The organism is Salinicola salarius, from assembly GCF_003206135.1.
In the GTDB taxonomy this organism is placed as follows: domain Bacteria; phylum Pseudomonadota; class Gammaproteobacteria; order Pseudomonadales; family Halomonadaceae; genus Salinicola; species Salinicola salarius.
On record NZ_PZJT01000010.1, the window covers coordinates 44186 to 63745 of the forward strand.

The 19560-nt window shown below is 62.2% G+C and carries 16 protein-coding genes; all 16 read left to right on the forward strand.

Going from position 1 to position 19560, the window contains the following annotated elements; genetic code table 11:
• Positions 1 to 315: 315 nt before the first annotated feature.
• The 16 genes from DOM32_RS10990 to DOM32_RS11065 all read left to right on the forward strand — a co-directional run bounded on the left by DOM32_RS10990 (position 316) and on the right by DOM32_RS11065 (position 19406).
• Positions 316 to 651, forward strand: coding sequence for a YkvA family protein (locus DOM32_RS10990; protein ID WP_071232115.1), 336 nt, complete (start codon positions 316 to 318; stop codon positions 649 to 651).
• 93 nt (positions 652 to 744) lie between these two features.
• Positions 745 to 2643 carry a molecular chaperone HtpG gene (htpG, locus tag DOM32_RS10995; protein WP_110634407.1) on the forward strand — a complete coding sequence of 633 codons (1899 nt, stop codon included), beginning with the start codon at positions 745 to 747 and terminating at the stop codon, positions 2641 to 2643.
• A gap of 344 nt (positions 2644 to 2987) precedes the next feature.
• Positions 2988 to 3704, forward strand: coding sequence for a glucosaminidase domain-containing protein (locus DOM32_RS11000; RefSeq protein WP_244179898.1), 717 nt, complete (start codon positions 2988 to 2990; stop codon positions 3702 to 3704).
• 118 nt (positions 3705 to 3822) lie between these two features.
• Positions 3823 to 5295, forward strand: a complete 1473-nt coding sequence (locus DOM32_RS11005) for a protein adenylyltransferase SelO (RefSeq protein ID WP_110634410.1) — start codon at positions 3823 to 3825, stop codon at positions 5293 to 5295.
• Between the two features lie 394 nt (positions 5296 to 5689).
• Positions 5690 to 7261 carry a Re/Si-specific NAD(P)(+) transhydrogenase subunit alpha gene (locus DOM32_RS11010; RefSeq protein WP_110634413.1) on the forward strand — a complete coding sequence of 524 codons (1572 nt, stop codon included), beginning with the start codon at positions 5690 to 5692 and terminating at the stop codon, positions 7259 to 7261.
• A 16-nt stretch (positions 7262 to 7277) separates the two neighbouring features.
• The gene (locus tag DOM32_RS11015; RefSeq protein WP_110634416.1) at positions 7278 to 8720 is read left to right on the forward strand and encodes an NAD(P)(+) transhydrogenase (Re/Si-specific) subunit beta; all 1443 of its coding nucleotides are present in this window, start codon (positions 7278 to 7280) and stop codon (positions 8718 to 8720) included.
• 180 nt (positions 8721 to 8900) lie between these two features.
• Positions 8901 to 9950, forward strand: a complete 1050-nt coding sequence (locus DOM32_RS11020; protein ID WP_110634419.1) for an NAD(P)H-dependent glycerol-3-phosphate dehydrogenase — start codon at positions 8901 to 8903, stop codon at positions 9948 to 9950.
• Positions 9950 to 10414, forward strand: coding sequence for a phosphohistidine phosphatase SixA (gene sixA, locus DOM32_RS11025; RefSeq protein WP_071232121.1), 465 nt, complete (start codon positions 9950 to 9952; stop codon positions 10412 to 10414). Before DOM32_RS11020 ends, sixA begins: the two co-directional genes overlap by 1 nt.
• Positions 10415 to 10584: 170 nt before the next feature.
• Entirely contained in the window at positions 10585 to 11616 is a 1032-nt protein-coding gene (locus DOM32_RS11030) for a LacI family DNA-binding transcriptional regulator (RefSeq protein ID WP_071232122.1), read from the forward strand.
• Positions 11617 to 11814: 198 nt separating this feature from the next.
• The gene (locus DOM32_RS11035; RefSeq protein WP_110634422.1) at positions 11815 to 12945 is read left to right on the forward strand and encodes an L-talarate/galactarate dehydratase; all 1131 of its coding nucleotides are present in this window, start codon (positions 11815 to 11817) and stop codon (positions 12943 to 12945) included.
• A gap of 180 nt (positions 12946 to 13125) precedes the next feature.
• A complete protein-coding gene (locus tag DOM32_RS11040) occupies positions 13126 to 14454 on the forward strand; it encodes an enolase C-terminal domain-like protein (RefSeq protein WP_110634424.1) in 1329 nt (442 codons plus the stop codon).
• 305 nt (positions 14455 to 14759) lie between these two features.
• The gene (locus DOM32_RS11045) at positions 14760 to 15761 is read left to right on the forward strand and encodes a TRAP transporter substrate-binding protein (RefSeq protein ID WP_416221240.1); all 1002 of its coding nucleotides are present in this window, start codon (positions 14760 to 14762) and stop codon (positions 15759 to 15761) included.
• A 73-nt stretch (positions 15762 to 15834) separates the two neighbouring features.
• A complete protein-coding gene (locus tag DOM32_RS11050; RefSeq protein ID WP_110634430.1) occupies positions 15835 to 16356 on the forward strand; it encodes a TRAP transporter small permease in 522 nt (173 codons plus the stop codon).
• A gap of 4 nt (positions 16357 to 16360) precedes the next feature.
• Positions 16361 to 17641 (forward strand): TRAP transporter large permease, encoded by a 1281-nt coding sequence (locus DOM32_RS11055; RefSeq protein ID WP_071232126.1) that lies wholly within the window; start codon positions 16361 to 16363, stop codon positions 17639 to 17641.
• A 91-nt stretch (positions 17642 to 17732) separates the two neighbouring features.
• The gene (locus DOM32_RS11060) at positions 17733 to 18542 is read left to right on the forward strand and encodes an NAD-dependent epimerase/dehydratase family protein (RefSeq protein WP_110634435.1); all 810 of its coding nucleotides are present in this window, start codon (positions 17733 to 17735) and stop codon (positions 18540 to 18542) included.
• Between the two features lie 120 nt (positions 18543 to 18662).
• A complete protein-coding gene (locus DOM32_RS11065) occupies positions 18663 to 19406 on the forward strand; it encodes a FadR/GntR family transcriptional regulator (RefSeq protein WP_071232128.1) in 744 nt (247 codons plus the stop codon).
• Positions 19407 to 19560 lie beyond the last annotated feature (154 nt).

Genomic DNA, 19560 nt, shown 5'->3' on the forward strand with positions numbered 1-19560 from the left:
GCCCACGCTTGAAGCGATCCTGCGCTTTTCGGAACTGCTTGCAGCAGATCATTTCGAAAGACCGCGGCAGCGCTGCGTTCTCGGCGAGATATGCGTGTCACCTCGCCGATTCATGGCCCCATCGTCGCTGATGGCGGCCCGCTTGGGTAGTCCCGTTTCGCAACGGCACGGTGCCTTCCGGTGACGCTATGGCCTCGTGCGGCGGGGAGGACATTGAATCCTGGCCCGATCGTGACCATCTAAGGGGCTAGTCCAATCGTTAGTCGGCGTCGATCGAGCCTGCTTCGCCCCAACGTCACTACCGGAGATTCCACCATGAATCCTTGGCGTTTTCTGACCCAGCTGTCTCGTCTCAAGCAGCGCGGCGGCGCGCTGGCCCGCATTGGCCGCGCGTTTCGGGTTTTCGGCCCCATGACGCTGGACGTCTTGCGCGGGCGTTACCGGCCGATTCCGTGGGCTGCCTTCGGCTGGATGGCGCTGGCATTGGTGTACCTGGTGTCGCCGCTGGATCTGATTCCCGATTTTCTGATGATCCTCGGGCTCGTCGATGACGTCTTCATCGTGGGCTGGCTGCTGACCCGGGTCGACCGGGCGATGGGCGACTACCGGCGCTGGAAGGGCATCGACGACGAGGAAGTCATCGCCGAGTGACGGCTCGGCTTGAAATGGGGCTGGCGAGCCCCATATCGCTGAACACCGTGATTTCATTAGTATTATTTCGTAACCGCCTCGAGAGGCCCGTCAATGACCACTGCGACTCAAGAAGAAACGCTCGGCTTCCAGACGGAAGTCAAACAGCTTCTCCATCTGATGATTCACTCCCTGTACTCCAACCGGGAGATTTTCCTGCGTGAGCTGATCTCCAACGCTGCCGACGCCTGCGACAAGCTGCGCTACGAGGCGTTGGACAACGACGCTCTCTACGCAGGCGACGCCGAGTTGCGCATCGAGATCGAGCACGATGCCGACGCCGGCACCGTGACCGTGCGCGACACCGGTATCGGCATGAACCGTGACGAGGTGATCCAGAACCTGGGCACCATCGCCAAGAGTGGTACTGCCGACTTCCTCAAGCAGCTTTCCGGCGAAAAGCAGAAGGATGCCAAGCTCATCGGCCAGTTCGGCGTGGGCTTCTACTCCGGCTTCATCGTTGCCGACGAAATGGTGGTTCGCACGCGCCGTGCCGACAGCGACCAGGGCGTCGAGTGGCGCTCCAGGGGTGAAGGCGAGTTCACCATCGCCGAGATCGATCGCCCCGAACGCGGCACCGAGATCGTGCTGCACCTGAAGCAGGACGCCAAGGAGTTCGCCGACGACTTCCGGCTCAAGAATCTGGTGCGCAAGTACTCCGACCATATCGACGTGCCGGTGCGCATGCCCAAGGTCGAGAAGGCTCGCGACGAAGAGGGCAAGGAGATCGAAGGCAGCGAGACCGTCAGTTGGGAGACCGTCAACGAGGCGACCGCGCTGTGGGTGCGTCCCAAGGCGGAGATCGATGATGACGAGTACAAGGCGTTCTACAAGCACATCGCGCACGATTTCAGCGATCCGCTGACCTGGAGCCACAACAAGGTCGAAGGCAAGCTCGAGTACACCAGCCTGCTCTACGTTCCCGAGCGCGCGCCGTTCGATCTCTACCAGCGTGACGGGGTGCGCGGGCTCAAGCTGTACGTTCAGCGGGTCTTCATCATGGACGACGCCGAAGCGTTCCTGCCGCTCTACCTGCGCTTCGTCAAGGGCGTGCTGGATTCCCGCGACCTGCCGCTCAACGTTTCCCGCGAGCTGCTGCAGAAGTCGCCCCAGGTCGACTCCATGAAGGCGGCGTTGACCAAGCGCGCGCTGGACATGCTGAAGAAGCTGTCCAAGGACAAGGAAGCCTACCAGACCTTCTGGAACACCTTCGGCGACGTCCTGAAGGAAGGTCCGGCGGAGGATTACGCCAACCGCGACAAGATCTCCGGCCTGCTGCGCTTCTCCACCACGCATACCGACAGCGCAACGCAGGATCAGTCGCTGACGGATTACGTCGAGCGGATGAAGGAAGGCCAGCAGAAGATCTATTACATCGTCGCGGATGGCTTCAAGGCCGCCAGCCATAGCCCGCATCTGGAGATCTTCCGCAAGAAGGGCATCGAAGTCCTGCTGCTGCACGATCGCATCGATGAGTGGCTGATGAGCCATCTCACCGAGTTCGACGGCAAGTCCTTCGCCGACGTCGCCAAGGGCAACCTGGAGCTCGACGACATGGCCGACGAGGCCGAGAAGCAGGCGCAGGAAGAGACCGCCAAGGCCAAGGAGGATCTGGTCAAGCGAGTACAGCAGGCGCTCGGCGACTATGTTCAGGAAGTGAGAGTCACGCATCGTCTGACCGATTCCCCGGCCTGCGTGGTGTTGCCGGAGCACGAGATGGGTTTCCAGATGCGTCGCATGATGGAAGCGGCCGGACAGCCGTTGCCGGAGGTGAAGCCGATCCTGGAACTCAACCCCGATCACGCGCTGGTATCGCGTCTCGAAAGCACCGAAGGGGGCAACTTCGATGATCTGGCGCATATCCTGCTGGATCAGGCAGTCATCGCCGAGGGTGGACATCTCGACGACCCGGCGGCCTACGTCAAGCGCCTCAATACGCTGCTAAGTGCTTGATCGTCATCGATCATCGCGCGCTCGAGCGTGTCATGGCCGGCCCTCGTGGCCGGCCATTTATTTGGTGAAAACGGCCTAATTGCACGTTCTTTCCTCAAATTTGCAGCCAACTACTGTTAACCTGCCGACTTCTTCATGATGGAGGGGCGAGTATGTCGCTATCCTTCCCGAGGCTTCTTCACCGACGTTCCGTCCGTGAATGGCCCTTTCTTCGACGACCTTTTCGACACGATCCCCAGCCTGCCCGCCGACAACGCGTCCTGGCAGTCGTCATGGGGACAGCCCTGACACTGGGCCTCGCAGTGTTCCCGATAGCGTCTCGAGCCGAGTCGATATCCGAAACCGTGCCAACCCTCGAAAGCCAGATCCAGCGGCCCGCGCTGGACCCCGTCACCGAGCTGCCCGACCTGCGAGACATCAAGGCCGGACCCAAGCGCAAGGCGGCGTTCCTGGGTATGCTGGTGCCGCTGGTCCAGGTCGAAAATGCGCGTATCCAGCGTGATCGCAACTGGCTGATCGGCGTCGGCAGCCGCATCAATCCGATGACGGCGGACGAAAAGCAGCGGCTGGCTCAGCTATGCGACGACTACGGCGTCGAATGCGAGCCGGGCGAGGTCAGCCGGGAGCTGCTGGCACGGGTCAATACCGTGCCGCTGGAGATGGTAGTGATCCAGGCGGTGGAAGAGTCCGGCTGGGGCACCTCGCGGCTCGCCCGGGACAGCAACAATCTGTTCGGCATGCGCTGCTTCAGCGAGGGATGCGGTATCGCTCAACTCGGCACCTCGCGACGCTTTCAGACGTTCGATAGCGTGCGTGACGGCGTTAGAGCTTACCTGCACAACCTGAATACCCATCGTGCCTATGCCCAGCTTCGCGGGCAGCGCGCGGCGCTGGCCGCCAAGGGCAAGTCGATCTCCGCCGAGAAGCTGATCGGCACGCTTCACAACTATTCGACCTCGCCCGACTATCAGCAGCAGCTCCTGTCGCTACTGCGCACCAACGGCGAGTTGATTCGCACCCACGGCGCCGATAGCGCCTTCGTGACGGGCAGCCCGGCCTGATATCCCGAACCTCTCTGTCGACCGGTATTCGGATGATGTCCGCGTACCGGTCGAACGTGTGCAATCGGCCAGTTGCGCTAGACTACAGCCACTTTCCTGCCAATCCGAGGAGGCCCCCATGGCCAGCGATAGCTCCCTCGAGACACTGACTTTCGATAATGTCTGGTCCCGCTTTCCCGAGGACTTCTTTACACGGGTGAAGCCGACCCCGTGGCGCGATACCCGGCTGCTCGACGTCAGCCCGAGCGGGGCGGCGCTCCTGGGGCTGGATCCCGAAGAGATCGACCGCGACCGCCTGACCGCATTGATGAGCGGCGAGCGACTCTTGAGCGGCATGGATCCGCTGGCCCAGAAGTACACCGGGCATCAGTTCGGCACCTACAACCCGGCGTTGGGCGACGGGCGCGGTCTGTTGCTCGGTGAAGCGATGACATCGCAGGGGCCGATCGACCTGCATCTCAAGGGCGCCGGGAAGACGCCGTATTCGCGTTTCGGCGATGGTCGCGCCGTGTTGCGCTCCTCGATTCGCGAGTATCTGGCCGGCGAAGCGATGGCCGGACTCAAGATCCCGACGACCATGGCGCTGGCCGTCGCCGTCAACGGCGAGAAGGTCATGCGCGAGCGGGTCGAGCCGGGGGCGACCCTGCTGCGGCTGGCCGAGAGCCACGTGCGCTTCGGTCACTTCGAATGGCTGTATCAGCAGCAGCGGGTCGAGGATATCGAACGGCTGATGCGCCACGTCATCGATCGCCACCGCCCCGATCTCGCGCAGGAGACCGCGCCGCTCGAGGCGCTGTTCCAGGACGTGGTCACGCGGACCGCGGAACTGATCGCTCGCTGGCAGGCCTATGGCTTCGTTCATGCAGTGATGAACACCGACAACATGTCGATCCTGGGACTGACGCTGGATTACGGCCCCTATGCGTTCATGGATCGCCTCGAGTCTAACCTGACGCCCAACCATACGGATACGACTGGGCGCTATGCCTTCGATCAGCAGCCCGGCGTGGCGCTATGGAATCTGACCGTACTGGGGCAGTCGTTGACACCGCTGATCGCGGTGGAGCGGTTGCGAGAAATCCTCGATACCTACGAGCCCACGCTTCAGGCGGCGTATGCCATTCTGATGCGTGGACGCCTGGGGCTCGAGACCGAGCAGGAGAGCGACGGCAAGTTGATCGAGGACTGGCTGTCGCTGCTCGAAAGTTCACGGGCCGACTTTCATCGCAGCTTCCGCGCCTTGAGCGATCAGGACGTCGTCGGTGGTCTGTCGTTACGCGAGGAGATCGTCGGCTCGGGGGCGGGTCATCAGCTCGATGAGTGGCTGGCGCGCTACCGCCAGCGGCTTGCCGACGAGTCGCGTGGAGAGACGGAGCGGCTGGCGGCGATGCGGCGGGTCAATCCGCTTTATGTCTTGCGTACCCATCTGGCGCAGCAGGTCATCGAGGCGGCACAGGAAGGCGATACGCGCCCGCTGCAGACGTTCCGCGAGCTGCTGTCGTCTCCCTTCCTCCAGCGGCCGGGCATGGATGTCTGGAGCGAGGCGCCGCCGCCCAGCGCGCCTCCCGTCTGTCTCTCCTGTTCGTCCTGACCGCTGTCTGATCGATACTCTCGATGATTGAATGCCGGCTTCCGATGCCGGCATTTTTTAGCAATAAGTCATTCATTATAAGTTTGATAACGGAAACCATAGGTCCGGCTTTCAATATTTAAAACAAGATTTTAGTGCCGTTTTTAAACATAATGATTTGGTTATGCCTGCCATAAATTATTGATCGGGTTGGTTTTTCTCCTAAACGCTTGATTCGCCTGCTGGAACTCCGGAAAACTGTGGTCACCTACCGCAGTATTCTGCGATAAACGATGACACCTTTTCTGTCATGGCTTTCAGTGCATGGCCAAGGCGTGGTGCGTCATTGCTATACGACTATCGATATACAGCATGAGGAGTATCGGTGCATGGCTGACCATCGGGAGAGAGGCCAATGAAGATCGGGGCACCCAAGGAGCTCGCTAGGGGAGAAGCGCGAGTGGCGCTGACGCCTGAGAGCGCGCAGCAGATACAGAAGTTGGGGCACGAGTGCCTGATCGAGAGCGGCGCGGGCCGGCTTGCGGGCTTCGATGACGACGCTTACCGGCAGGCCGGCGTCAGCGTGGTCGATAGTGCGGCGTCGCTGTGGCAAGAGGCGGACGTGGTGATCAAGGTCCGGGAGCCGGTCGAGTCGGAAATCGACCAGCTGAGAGCGGGACAGACGTTGATCACCTTCTTCTGGCCGGCACAGAACGAGGCGAATCTGGAGCGCTGCCGAGCCCAGGGCGCGACGGTGATCGCCATGGACATGGTCCCGCGTATCTCGCGTGCCCAGAAGATGGACGCGCTCTCCAGTACCGCCAATATCGCCGGCTATCGTGCCGTGATCGAAGCGGGCAACCAGTTCGGACGCTTCTTCACCGGTCAGGTGACCGCGGCAGGCAAGGTGCCGCCGGCCAAGGTGCTGATCGTCGGTGCCGGAGTCGCCGGGCTGGCGGCCATCGGCACCGCGACGAGTCTCGGCGCGGTGGTTCGTGCCTTCGACGTGCGGCCGGAAGTCGCCGAGCAGATCGAGTCGATGGGCGCGGAGTTCCTGTTCCTCGATTTCGAGGAGAGCCAGGACGGCTCGGGCACCGGCGGCTACGCGGCGCCCTCCAGCCCCGAGTTCCGCGAGAAGCAGCTGGCGCTGTTCCGCGAACAGGCGCCGGAGGTGGATATCGTCATCACCACCGCGCTGATCCCCGGTCGCCCGGCGCCGAAACTGTGGCTCGAGGACATGGTCGCGGCGATGAAGCCCGGCTCGGTGATCGTCGATCTGGCGGCGGAGAAGGGCGGCAACTGCGATCTGACCGTGCCCGACGAGCGCATCGTCACCGACAACGGGGTGATCGTGGTCGGCTATACGGACTTCCCGTCGCGCATGGCGACACAGGCGTCGCTGCTCTATGCCACCAACATCCGTCATATGTTGACCGATCTGACGCCGGAAAAGGATGGCGTGATCGTTCACGACATGGAAGACGACGTCATTCGCGGTGCGACGGTGACCCATGCCGGCGAGATCACTTTCCCGCCACCGCCGCCGAAAGTGAAGGCGATCGGTGCCGCCAAGCCCAAGGAAAAGGTCAAGGAGCCAACGCCGGAAGAGAAAAAGGCGGCCGAGCATGCCGCTTTCGTGGCCCAGAGCAAGCGCCAGATCGGCATCCTGGTCGCTGGCGGCGTGCTGATGTGGCTGCTGGGCATGGTCGCGCCTGCATCGTTCATGCAGCACTTCATCGTCTTCGTACTGGCCTGCTTCGTCGGCTTCCAGGTGATCTGGAACGTCAGCCACTCCCTGCATACGCCGTTGATGGCGGTGACCAATGCCATTTCGGGCATCGTGATCCTGGGCGCCGTGTTGCAGATCGGCTCCGGCAGTTGGGTGGTGGCGCTGTTGGCAGGGCTTTCGGTGCTGATCGCCTCGATCAACATCGTCGGGGGCTTCCTGGTGACCCGCCGCATGCTCGCCATGTTCCAGAAATCCTGATCCGCGGAGAATCGATATGTTGCAACACGAGTTCGTTTCCGCCGCGGCGATCGCGGCGAGTGTCCTGTTCATCCTCTCGCTGGGAGGATTGAGCAACCAGGAGAAAGCCAAGCGTGCGGTCTGGTACGGCATCGTCGGCATGGCGATCGCCGTGGTCTTCACCGCGCTGGGCCCGAAGGTCGGCGGCTATGGCTGGATGATCCCGATGATGCTGATCGGCGGGCTGATCGGCGCCTGGCTGTCGCGCAAGGTCGAGATGACCGAAATGCCGCAACTGGTAGCGGCGCTGCACAGCTTTGTCGGCCTGGCTGCGGTCTTCATCGGCTGGAATGCCGAACTGGAGCGCGCGCGGGTCATGGCGATCAAGGCGGCCGGTGCCTCCTTCGATGGCCTGTCGGCGTTTGCCTCGACCCTGGCCCACAAGACCCCGGCGGAACTCGCCTTCCTGCAGGGTGAGGTGGTGCTGGGTGTCTTCATCGGCGCGGTCACCTTCACCGGCTCCGTGGTGGCATTCGGCAAGCTGGCCGGCAAGATCGGCGGCAAGCCGCACAAGCTGCCCGGCGGGCACCTGCTGAATGCCGGAGCGGTAGCGCTGAGTCTGTTGCTGGCCATCGCTTACTTCAACGGCGCCGGCTTCTGGACGCTGCTGCTGCTGGCGGCGCTGGCGTTCTTCATCGGCTGGCACCTGATCATGGGCATCGGCGGTGCCGACATGCCGGTGGTGGTTTCCATGCTCAACAGCTACTCGGGCTGGGCTGCCGCGGCAATCGGCTTCACGCTCTCCAATGATCTGCTGATCGTGACCGGCGCGCTGGTCGGCTCGTCCGGTGCGATTCTCTCCTACATCATGTGCAAGGCGATGAACCGAAACTTCGTCAGCGTGATCCTGGGTGGTTTCGGTGGCACGCAGGGGCCAGCGGCCGAGATCGAGGGCGAGCAGGTCGCCATCGACACTGGCGGCGTGGCCAGCGCGCTCAATGACGCCGACAGCGTGATCATCGTGCCCGGCTACGGCATGGCCGTGGCCCAGGCGCAGAATGCGGTCAGCGATCTGGTGCGCAAGTTGCGCACGGCCGGCAAGGAGGTTCGCTTCGGCATCCATCCGGTGGCCGGGCGCCTGCCGGGCCACATGAACGTGCTGCTGGCCGAGGCCCGCGTGCCGTACGACATCGTGCTGGAGATGGACGAGATCAATGACGACTTCGCCAACACCGACGTGGTGATCGTCATCGGCTCCAATGACATCGTCAATCCCGCGGCCCAGGAAGATCCCAACAGCCCGATCGCCGGCATGCCGGTACTGAAGGTGTGGGAGTCGAAGCAGGTCTTCGTCTGCAAGCGCGGGCAGGGAACCGGCTACTCGGGCATCGAGAATCCGCTATTCTTCAAGGAGAACACGCGCATGCTCTACGGCGACGCCCGGTCCAGTATCGACTCCCTCGTCGGGATGATCGACTAGCCCCGGCGATGTATGGCTGAACGCGTTTCCTGCACGATCAACGCCCCGTTTTCGGGGCGTTTTTTCGTTACACTGTGGGTATCGCTCATCGTCAATGGAACGGCTATGTTGAATAAAAACGAGTCGGATAAAAACGAGTCGGATAAAACCAGGTCAGCCAAGAACGGGTCGGAAGAACGCATGCAGGTCGCGGTACTCGGCGGAGGCAGCTTCGGTACCGCCATCGCCAGTATCGCCGCCGATAACGGCGCCGAGGTTCGTCAGTGGCTGCGCGACGAAGCGCTGGTGGAGCAGATCAATCGCGAACACCGCAACGGGCGCTACCTGCCCGATTACTCGATCAATCCGGCAGTGGTCGCATCCACCGACCTGGCGGAGACGGTCGCCGAAGCCGCCGTGGTTTTCATCGCGATTCCCTCCAAGGCCTTCCGCAAGGTATTGCAGCAGGCGCGGCCGTACCTGCGCCCCGAGCAGATCCTGGTCAGTACCACCAAGGGGATCGAGGCCGACGGCTTCAAGCTGATGAGTCAGGTAATCGAGGAAGAGACCGGCTCCTCGCACATCGGCGCGCTGTCCGGCCCGAACCTGGCCGCCGAGATTGCCCAGAAGCAGCTGACGGCGACGGTGATTGCCAGCGACGATCCGGTCACGCGGGCCTACGTGCAGGCGGCGCTGGGGTGCAGTTATTTCCGCGTCTACGCCGGCAACGATCGCTACGGCGCCGAGCTGGGCGGCTCGCTGAAGAACATCTATGCCATCGCGGCCGGTATGGCTGCCGCGCTGGGCATGGGGGAGAACACGCGCAGCATGCTGATGACCCGTGCGCTGGCGGAGATGAGCCGGTTCGCCGTCGCGCTCGGCGCCAACCCGATGACCTTTCTGGGACTCTCCGGCGTCGGCGACCTGATCGTGACCTGTTCTTCCGAGCTCTCGCGCAACTACCGCGTCGGCTACGCGCTGGGGCAGGGGCACGATCTCGATTCCGCCATCGAAGTGCTCGGTCAGGTGGCCGAAGGCGTCAATACGGTCAAGCTGGTGTGCGAGAAGGCGCGCCAGGAAAATATCTACATGCCGCTGGCCCAAGGGCTCTATCGGGTCATGTTCGACGGCATTCCAGCCAAGGACATGGCCAAGGCGCTGATGGAAAGCGAGCAGAGCAGCGACGTCGAATTCATGCTGTCGCGGGAGTCGGTATCCCGCGCTCACGAACTCGCGCCGGATCCCGAGTGATGGGCTGGCTCGCGGTAGTCAGGCATGGAGAGGCGGGGCCGGGCAGCCCGGATGCGGCACGTCGATTGACGCCCCGCGGGGAGCGCGAGGCCGCAGAGGCGGGCCGATGGCTGGCCTCTCGACAGACGCTGGCCGGCGCCGCGATCTGGGCCAGTCCCTACGATCGGGCGCAGCAGACCGCACAGGCGGTTGCCGAAGCCATGCACGGCGAAGTCGAGACGGTCGGCGGCGTGACGCCGGACGACGATGTCGGCGCGCTGATCGAACGGCTGACTCTGTTCGATACGGCGCGACCCTTGATCGTCGTCAGCCACATGCCGCTGGTCGGGCTGCTCACCGGGCGCCTGACCGAGGGGACTGCCAGCGCTGGCGTGATGTTCCCCACGGCCGGTATCGCGCTGCTGGAAGCCGATGTCTGGGCAGCCGGGTGTGCGTCGTTGAAGGCTTTCGTCTCTCCCTCCTAGGGCGGCGTGCTTTCGCTCGACATGATTCAGCAAGTAGGCAGAGGCATGTTTGCGCTATCATCTTGACCGTCTTCATGTGTGCCAAAAGGGCAGAAGATCGGATGCCGAGGAACGAGCCTCGAACCGGATGGATTTCGTATGGATGAACAGTCTGATGAGTGATCACGTCGATGGACGATAGCGGCGACAAACCACGCTCCTCGCGCTCGACCGGCAGCGCGCGGCTGACCGATGTGGCTCGCGTTGCAGGCGTGGCGCCGATGACGGTGTCGCGGGCGCTCAACCGCCCCGAGCTGGTGAGCGAAAGTACACGACTACGCGTTCAGCAGGCGGTGCTCGAAACCGGTTACGTGCCCAACCGGGTCGCCGGCGCGCTGGCCTCGAGCCGGAGCCGGCTGGTGGCGCTGCTGGTGCCGACCGTGGCGCACTCGCTGTTCGCCGAAGTCGTGCAGACGGTGATGGGCGTGCTCTCTTCCCAGGGTTATCAGGTGCTGCTGGGACTGGTCGGCTATACGCCGGAGCAGGAGGAGACGATTCTCGAGACCGTGTTGAGCCGCCGTCCCGACGGGATCGTTCTCACCGGCTGCCGTCATTCGGCCTTGACCCGCCAGCGGCTCAAGGCGGCCGAGGTTCCGCTGGTCGAGATCTGGGACATGACCGATGATCCGCTGGACATGCTGGTCGGCTTCTCCCATGAAGCGGTGGGGCGCGCCGTGGCCGAGCATCTGCTGTCACGGGGCTATCGGCGCTTCGGCATCATCAGCGCCGACGATTCTCGCGCGAAGCTGCGGGTCGCCGGCTTCGTGTCGGGGCTCGAGAGCGCCGGCATCGGGGAGTATCAGCTGCGGGAAGTCGGTACGCCTTCGAGCATGCCCTGGGGGCGGGAGAAGAGCGCCGAACTGCTCGATCGCCACGCGCTGGATGCCATCGTCTGCAGCTCCGATATCCTCGCGCTGGGGGTGTTGTCGGAGGCGCAGAGTCGCGGGCTGACGGTGCCGGGACAACTGGCGATCATGGGGTTCGGCGACAGCAGTTATGCTGCCGCCAGCTTTCCGGCGTTGAGCACCGTACGTATCGACGGTGCCGCCATCGGGCTGCGGGCGGCCGAGCATCTGCTACAGCGCATGGCGCAGCCGACATTCGAGCGGGCCGGGCAGGTGCTGGATGTCGGCTTCGAGATCATCGATCGGGATACCACTTGAGCCGTTTCGGCGTACGGCGCGGTGTCGTCACGAATCGTCATCCTTTGGTCGTAATCGCAGGGCGGCCTCTTTGTCATACAAATTGATTGCGCTAACATCCTCTCCGTTCGCAGCTCGACGCCTTGAATGATTGCGCTATCATCCAGGGCGTCGAGCAGATCGGGGAGAGTCTCTCAGCCACATTCATGAGGTAGTCCGATGTCCAACGATGCCATTAGCTGGATCCGTTTTTCCCACGTCCTGTTGCCGCTGGCGACGCCCATCAGCGATGCGAAGGTGCTCACCGGTCGTCAGAAGCCGATGACCGAAGTGTCATTTTTGTTCACCGAGATCGAGACGCGTGATGGCCATCAGGGGATCGGCTTCAGCTACTCCAAGCGTGCCGGGGGATATGGTCAGTTCGCCCATGCCCAGGAAATCGCGCCGGCCATTCTGGGCGAAGATCCCAACGACACCGGCAAGCTGTGGCAGAAGCTGGTGTGGGCCGGGGCATCGGTAGGGCGCAGCGGCCTCTCGACCCAGGCGATCGCTTCGGTCGATGTCGGCCTGTGGGATCTCAAGGCCAAGCGCGCCGGGCTGCCGCTGGCCAAGCTGTTGGGGGCGCATCGCGACTCCGTGCAGTGCTACAACACCTCCGGCGGCTTTCTGCATACGCCGATCGAAGAGGTCAAGGAGAACGCGACGCGGTCTCTCGAGAACGGCATCAAGGGCGTCAAGATCAAGGTGGGGCAGCCCGACATGCGGATCGACCTTCAGCGCGTCGAGGCCGTGCGCAAGCATCTGGGCGACGACGTGCCGCTGATGATCGACGCCAACCAGCAGTGGGATCGCGCCACGGCCCTGCGCTTCGGTCGTGCCATGGAACCGTACAATCTGGTATGGATCGAGGAGCCGCTGGACGCCTACGACGTGGAAGGTCACGCGGCCCTGGCCAGTGCTCTCGACACGCCGATCGCCACCGGCGAGATGCTGGCCAGCGTGGGCGAGCACATGGAGCTGATCAAGCACCGCAGCGCCGACATCATCCAGCCGGATGCCCCGCGGATCGGCGGGATCACCCAGTTCCTGAAACTGGCGACGCTGGCGGACGCTGCCGGCCTGCAACTGGCGCCTCACTTCGCGATGGAGATTCACCTTCACCTGGCCGCCGCCTATCCCGCCGAGCCCTGGGTCGAACACTTCGACTGGCTGGAGCCGCTGTTCAACGAGCGCCTGGAAACCCGCGACGGCCGCATGCTGGTGCCGGATCGCCCGGGCCTGGGGATCACCCTGACCGAGCAGGCGCGGAAGTGGACGGTCAACAGCGCCGAATTCGGCAAGCGCGGCTAGGAAACACTGAATCAATGGCTGCGCAGATGAATCGCTGCGTTGCTCGGTGCTGGAGCGCGAGCCCGGTCGGAATCCTCACCTATACCCCATAGGCTCCGGTTCCTGTGCGCCGGGCGCCGCGCGCCTTGCTCGCCGATTTCTTCAGTGTTTCCGCAACGATCGAATATCGAGGAGTGCGATATGAGTTTCCCTAAAGTGACCAGGATGATGGTGATGCCGGTCGCCGGGTATGACAGCTTTTTGCTCAACCTGAGCGGCGGCCATGCGCCGTGGTTCATTCGCTGCCTGCTGATCCTCGAGGATGATGCCGGCAACCAGGGCGTCGGCGAGATCCCGTCCAGCGAGGGAATTCTCAAGGGGCTGGAGCAGTGTCGTTCTCTGGTCGAAGGCTCCAGAGTCAACGAGGTCAAGCAGACGCTCAACCGCTCGCGCCTGCTGCTGGCGACCAACGGGCGGGAGGAGCGGGGACGCCAGACGTTCGATCTGCGCGTGGCGGTGCACGTGCTGACTGCCATCGAATCGGCGCTGTTCGATCTCTACGGCCAGGCGTTGGGTCAGCCGGTGGCGGACCTGTTGGGCCGTTTCGGCCGCCAGCGCGATGAAGTCGAAGCGCTGGGCTATCTGTTCCTGCTGGGTGATCCGGGCAAGACCGACTTGCCGTATCCCAAGCCCGAAAACCCGGTCGATGCGTGGGACGAAGTCCGCCGTCGGGAGGCGCTGACGCCGGATGCCGTGGCCAATCTGGCCAAGGCGGCCTATGAGCGTTACGGCTTCAAGGACTTCAAGCTCAAGGGCGGCGTGCTGCGGGGCGAAGAGGAAGCCGACTGCATCCGTGCGCTGCACGAAGCCTTCCCCGAAGCCCGGCTGACGCTGGACCCCAACGGGGCCTGGAAGCTCGACGAGGCGGTTCGGGTTCTCGATCCGATCAAGCACATCCTCAGCTATGCCGAAGATCCCTGCGGGCAGGAAGAGAGCTGGTCCGGGCGCGAGGTGATGGCCGAGTTCAAGAAGCGCACCGGTTTGCCCACCGCCACCAACATGATCGCGACCGACTTCAAGCAGCTGCAGTATGCGGTAGCGCTCAATGCCGTCGACATTCCACTGGCGGACTGCCATTTCTGGACCATGCAGGGCGCGGTCATGGTCGGCGAGCTGTGTGACGAGTGGGGGATGACCTGGGGCTCGCACTCCAACAACCACTTCGATGTCTCACTGGCGATGATGACCCACGTAGCGGCAGCTTGTCCGGGCAATATCACGGCCATCGATACGCACTGGATCTGGCAGGACGGCCAGCGCCTGACCGAGGCGCCCTTCGCGATCCGCGAGGGCAAGCTGAGTGTGCCGAAGACGCCGGGGCTCGGGGTCAGGCTCGACATGGCTCAGGTCGAAAAGGCCCACGCCCTCTACAAGTCGCTCGACGTGCGTCAACGCAACGATGCAATGGCGATGCAGTATCTGATCGATGGCTGGTCGTTCGATCCCAAGCGGCCAGCGCTGGTGCGCTGACATGTCAGCCGGCCTCCGTCGATAGATATCGAAGGATCTGGGCAGCATTTTCGGATGCTGCCTTTTTTACGTTCGATGACGGTCAGAGCCGACCCATTCCCGGAGAAACGATCGTACCCGGTTGGATCCATTGCTATGAAAGTGGCGATTTATCAATAGTTTACAAAGACAACTAATGCCGTATCTCGTTGATAATTCGCCATTATCTGCCAATTCCAAAGTCTAATATTACTTCAAGTATGATGTATGGCATTCTGCGTTTCGACAATCACAATTCGCTTCGAGTCGAGCGAAGGAGCCATATGATGACATCACGTTTCTGGAACAACCTATCCGCTTCGCTGCCTGCGGTTGCCGTTGCTGGCGCGTTATCCGTCGCTGCTTTCCCCGCTCATGCGGAAAACTGGCGAGGGTGGAACGTTCATCCGGATGGTTATCCAAACTCGGTGGCGTTGAAATTCTTCGACGAGGAAGTTTCCAAGAACACGGACGGCAGAATCAATCCGCGGGTCTATAACAATGCGGTTCTCGGTGACCAGCCGGACGCGATCGATCAGACCCGTAGCGGCGCCCTGGACTTCGGTAATTTCAATATGGGTCCGATGGGGCCGATCGTCCCTGAAACCGACGTGCTGTCTCTGCCATTCCTGTTCGATAGCGTCGATCAAATGTATCGCGTCATGGATGGGGATATCGGCAAGCGTTTCGCCGATGCCCTGGCGGAAAAGGATCTGATCGCCCTGTCCTGGTTCGGCTCCGGTGCTCGCAGTTTCTACAACACGGATCATCCCATCGAAGGTCCCGATGATGTGAAGGGGCTCAAGCTTCGCGTCATGAACAATGATCTCTATGTGGACATGGTCGATGCCCTGGGCGGCAACGCGACGCCAATGTCCTACGGCGAAGTGTTCCAGTCATTGAAGACGGGTGTCATCGATGGTGCCGAGAACAACTTCCCGTCATTCGAATCCAGTAATCATTACGAAGTCGCCAAGTACTTCTCCGAAACCGGTCACCTGATCATTCCCGAATGTCTGTGTGTCGCGAAGTCCAGCTGGAACGAACTTTCCGACGAAGACAAGTCGATCGTGCGCAAGGCGGCAGAAGATGCGGCCCAAAAGCAGCGGGAGCTGTGGAAAGAAGGTGCAGAGAAAAGCCGCGAGAAAGTCGAAGCGGCTGGCGTGAAGGTCAATGAAGTGAAGGACAAGGCGGCATTCCAGAAGCGTATGGAGCCGATCTATCAGGCCTTCATCAAGGAGCATCCCGATCTGGAATCGTTGATCGACGATATTCGCAATACCCAGTAAGCCTTCAAGAGTGACGGGCCCCTGATCACAGGGGCTCGTTTTTTGTCTTCGATATCAACTAGGGAAAACCATCGTGGATAACGTCCCGGATTCGGCCACCAATCCTGACACGACGTCAGACAGGGTGCTGGACGGTTTGGCGCGTTTATGCCTGATCGTTGCTGGCGTGCTGCTGGTGTTCCTGATTTTTTCGTTCGGCTGGCTGGTTTTCGGCCGTTACGTGCTCAATGACACGCCGACCTGGATCGAACAGTCTTCGCTGTTGATCGTGGTCTATATCACCTGCCTGGGTGCGGGTGCGGGTGTACGCTTCAATTCCCATCTGAGCATCGACTTCCTGCGTGAGGGCGCACCGCGGATTCCGCGAGTGGTCATGCACGCCATTTCCGACGGATTCGTGCTGCTTTTCGGTGGTTTCATGGCATGGCAGGGCTGGTTGATGATGATGAGCAACGCCGGCCGTCCGATCCCGATGATCGGGCTCTCCGAAAGTTGGCGAGCCGCGCCTCTAGTCGCTTGTGGCGTGCTCATGGTGGTTTTCACCTGCGCCAATCTCATTCAACGCATCACACGTACCGGCCGGGCAGGGAGCTGACACTATGGGGCTTGCGATTCTTTTCGGCGTCTTTCTCCTCGGGTTGATCGTGGGAGCGCCGATCGCGTTCGCGGTGGGGCTGGCCTCGATCGTGACGTTTCTCTACGAGGGGCTGCCGCTGTTCGTGGGATTCCAGCGAATCGTCTCGGGGATCTCGGTATTCTCGCTGCTGGCGATTCCGTTTTTCATCTTTGCGGGTGAGCTGATGCTGCACGGCGGCATCTCGAGCCGCCTGGTACGTTTCGCTTCGGCAGCGGTCGGTCGCGTCCGCGGCGGCCTGGGGATGGTCAACGTGACCTCTTCCATGCTGTTCGGCGGCATCTCCGGTTCTGCCGTCGCCGATACTTCGGCACTGGGCTCCATTCTGATTCCGGTAATGAAAGAGAAGGGCTACGACACCGACTATGCGGTCAACGTGACGGTGACCTCCTCGATTGCCGGTGTGGTGATTCCGCCCAGCCACAACATGATTCTCTACGCGGTGGCGGCCGGTGGCGGGATCTCGGTTACCCAGCTTTTCGTGGCGGGCATCGTTCCCGGTATTCTGATGTGTCTGGCGCTGGCGGTGGCGGCCTATGTGGTGGCGGTCAAGCGCGGCTACGGCGGCGAACCCTTTCCGGGCTGGTATGCGCTGCTGATCAGCTTCGTCGCGTCGCTGCCCGGGCTGCTGACGGCGGTGATCATCGTCGGCGGCGTGCTGTCCGGCATCCTGACAGTGACCGAATCCGGCGCGTTCGGTGCGATCTACGCCATCGTCATCACCGGGCTCGTCTATCGCGAACTTCGCTGGGAGTCGTTCAAGAAGGCGGTCTACCAGGCCGTCAAGACGACGGCGCTGGTGATGATTCTGGTCGGGTGCGCCTCGGCATTTTCCTACCTGCTGGCGCTCTACAATGTGCCGGAAATGCTCGCCAATGCACTGACATCCTTCTCCGACAATCCCATCGTCGTGTTGCTGATGCTCAACCTGCTGTTGCTGGCGCTCGGCATGATCATGGACATGGCGCCGCTCATTCTGATCTGTACGCCGATTTTCCTGCCGGTGGCGCAGCAGTTCGGCATGGACCCTATCCAGTTCGGCATCCTGATGATGATGAACCTGGGCATTGGTCTGTGTACGCCGCCGGTCGGTGGGTGTCTGTTCGTCGGCAGCGCGATCGGCGGGATCAAGATCGAGCAGACCGTCAAGACCATCTGGCCATTCTACCTGGCGTTGTTCGTGGTGCTGATGCTGGTGACCTACGTACCGGCGATTTCCTTGACGTTGCCCAACCTGCTGCAGTGACGCGACAGCGAGAGCTCGGCTTCGAACCATTCGACACCCCACTGGACGGTCATTGGCATCTGACCGTCCAACCCAACGAGGAGAGATCAACATGCTGAATCGATTACTGGTGACTGGCGCCGCCGGTGGCGTCGGGCAAGCCATCCGTCCGCATCTGGCGAAGCTCGCCCGGCACGTGCGTCTGTCGGACATCGAGACAATCGGCAACGCCGAGCAGCACGAGGAGATTGTCGCTTGCGATCTGGCCGACGCGGCGGCGGTGGCAAAGCTCGTCAGCGATTGCGACGGTATCGTCCACCTGGGCGGCATCTCGGTCGAGAAGCCGTGGGAGGGGATCCTGCAGGCCAACATCATCGGAACCTACAACCTCTACGAGGCGGCCCGGAAACAGGGCAAGCCGCGCATCGTCTTTGCCAGCTCGAACCATACCATCGGTTTCTACGAGCGCTCGACGCGGATCGATAGCCAGGTCCCGCGCCGGCCGGACTCGCTCTATGGGGTTTCCAAATGCTTTGGCGAGGACCTGGCGAGTCTCTATTTCGACAAGTTCGCGATCGAGACGCTGAGCGTGCGCATCGGCTCCTGCTTTCCCAAGCCCAAGGACACTCGCATGCTGGCGACGTGGCTAGGCGTCGAGGATTTCGTGGCCCTGCTGGAGCGGGCGTTCGTCGCCCCCAAGCTGGGTTATACGGTGGTCTATGGCGCTTCCGACAATGCCGAGCAGTGGTGGGACAACCGCCATGCGCAGTTCCTCGGCTGGGTGCCGCAGGAAAGCTCGGCGCCATGGCGGGCCGAAGTCGAGGCCGAAGCGGCCAAAGCGCCTCAGGATCCGACGGACCCGGCGGTCGTCCATCAAGGCGGCAAGTTCGTCACGCTGGGTCATCCCGACGACGAAACGTGATCCGGGCCGGGGTCGGTCGAACTGGTATGCTATTCACCTCGAACGTCATACAGCACCGACCGCCCCGAGCGATTACGGACGCCGGCGTCGGCCAAGAAAATCGATAAGGTAGGCAGCACGATGGAGCAGACCAAGGCTTGGGAGATAAAGCGCATCTCTTCTCAGGAGAGTCTATCGCGCCAGATCGCCCGGCAGCTGGAAGCCCTGATCACTCAGGGACATATCGAGGTGGGCGAAAAATTGCCGACCGAGAGCCAGCTGTGCGACATGTTCGGTGTCAGTCGAACGGCGGTGCGCGAGGCTATCGCTCATCTCAAATCGATGGGTCTGGTCGAAACGCGTCGAGGCATCGGCACGCGCGTCCTGCGCTCCGTGCCGGACCACCAGTTTCCGGCAAGACGCATCAACGCCACCACGGTGGAAGACATTCTGCACGTGCTGGAGATGCGCATGACGTTGGACGCCCAGGCGGCGGCGCTGGCGGCCGAACGGCGCACGCCGCTGGATATCGCGGCGATGCAGAGTGCTCACGAGCAGTTCCTGGCGGCCTGCGAGACGGGTAGCCAGGCTCGCCACGAGGACTACGTCTTCCATCGGGCGATCGTCGAAGCCACGCACAACCCGTTCTTCGTCTCGTTGTACGATCAGCTCAACGAAGGCGCTATCCCCAGGACCAAGCTTCTGTCCGTCGAGCTCGACCCTCAGGCCATATCTTACTATCTTGAAAGGGTGGCTCGGGAGCATGGCGAGATCCTGCAGGCGATCGTCTCGGGGCAGGCGGAAGCCGCCCGGGACGCCATGCACCGCCATCTCCAACGGGCGTACGACAATTACGCCGCGTATCAGGATCGCTCCGAAGCGTAATCTCTTGCCGGCCCGGGTGGTAAAGGCGGGCCGATCGATTCGAGACATCGTTCGACTGCACTGCCGTCCCAAGGGGCGGCGGTGTCTTCCTGTTGGCATTGGCGTCCCGGCATTCGGGTGTTTTCGATATCCCAGCTTTCTCTAACATCCCAGC

Bases quoted from the DNA above. Each gene is read 5' to 3' on its own strand.
- DOM32_RS10990 (WP_071232115.1), top strand. From the start codon at position 316: ATGAATCCTTGGCGTTTTCTGACCCAGCTGTCTCGTCTCAAGCAGCGC.
- htpG (WP_110634407.1), top strand. From the start codon at position 745: ATGACCACTGCGACTCAAGAAGAAACGCTCGGCTTCCAGACGGAAGTC.
- DOM32_RS11005 (WP_110634410.1), top strand. From the start codon at position 3,823: ATGGCCAGCGATAGCTCCCTCGAGACACTGACTTTCGATAATGTCTGG.
- DOM32_RS11010 (WP_110634413.1), top strand. From the start codon at position 5,690: ATGAAGATCGGGGCACCCAAGGAGCTCGCTAGGGGAGAAGCGCGAGTG.
- DOM32_RS11015 (WP_110634416.1), top strand. From the start codon at position 7,278: ATGTTGCAACACGAGTTCGTTTCCGCCGCGGCGATCGCGGCGAGTGTC.
- DOM32_RS11020 (WP_110634419.1), top strand. From the start codon at position 8,901: ATGCAGGTCGCGGTACTCGGCGGAGGCAGCTTCGGTACCGCCATCGCC.
- sixA (WP_071232121.1), top strand. From the start codon at position 9,950: ATGGGCTGGCTCGCGGTAGTCAGGCATGGAGAGGCGGGGCCGGGCAGC.
- DOM32_RS11030 (WP_071232122.1), top strand. From the start codon at position 10,585: ATGGACGATAGCGGCGACAAACCACGCTCCTCGCGCTCGACCGGCAGC.
- DOM32_RS11035 (WP_110634422.1), top strand. From the start codon at position 11,815: ATGTCCAACGATGCCATTAGCTGGATCCGTTTTTCCCACGTCCTGTTG.
- DOM32_RS11040 (WP_110634424.1), top strand. From the start codon at position 13,126: ATGAGTTTCCCTAAAGTGACCAGGATGATGGTGATGCCGGTCGCCGGG.
- DOM32_RS11045 (WP_416221240.1), top strand. From the start codon at position 14,760: ATGACATCACGTTTCTGGAACAACCTATCCGCTTCGCTGCCTGCGGTT.
- DOM32_RS11055 (WP_071232126.1), top strand. From the start codon at position 16,361: ATGGGGCTTGCGATTCTTTTCGGCGTCTTTCTCCTCGGGTTGATCGTG.
- DOM32_RS11060 (WP_110634435.1), top strand. From the start codon at position 17,733: ATGCTGAATCGATTACTGGTGACTGGCGCCGCCGGTGGCGTCGGGCAA.
- DOM32_RS11065 (WP_071232128.1), top strand. From the start codon at position 18,663: ATGGAGCAGACCAAGGCTTGGGAGATAAAGCGCATCTCTTCTCAGGAG.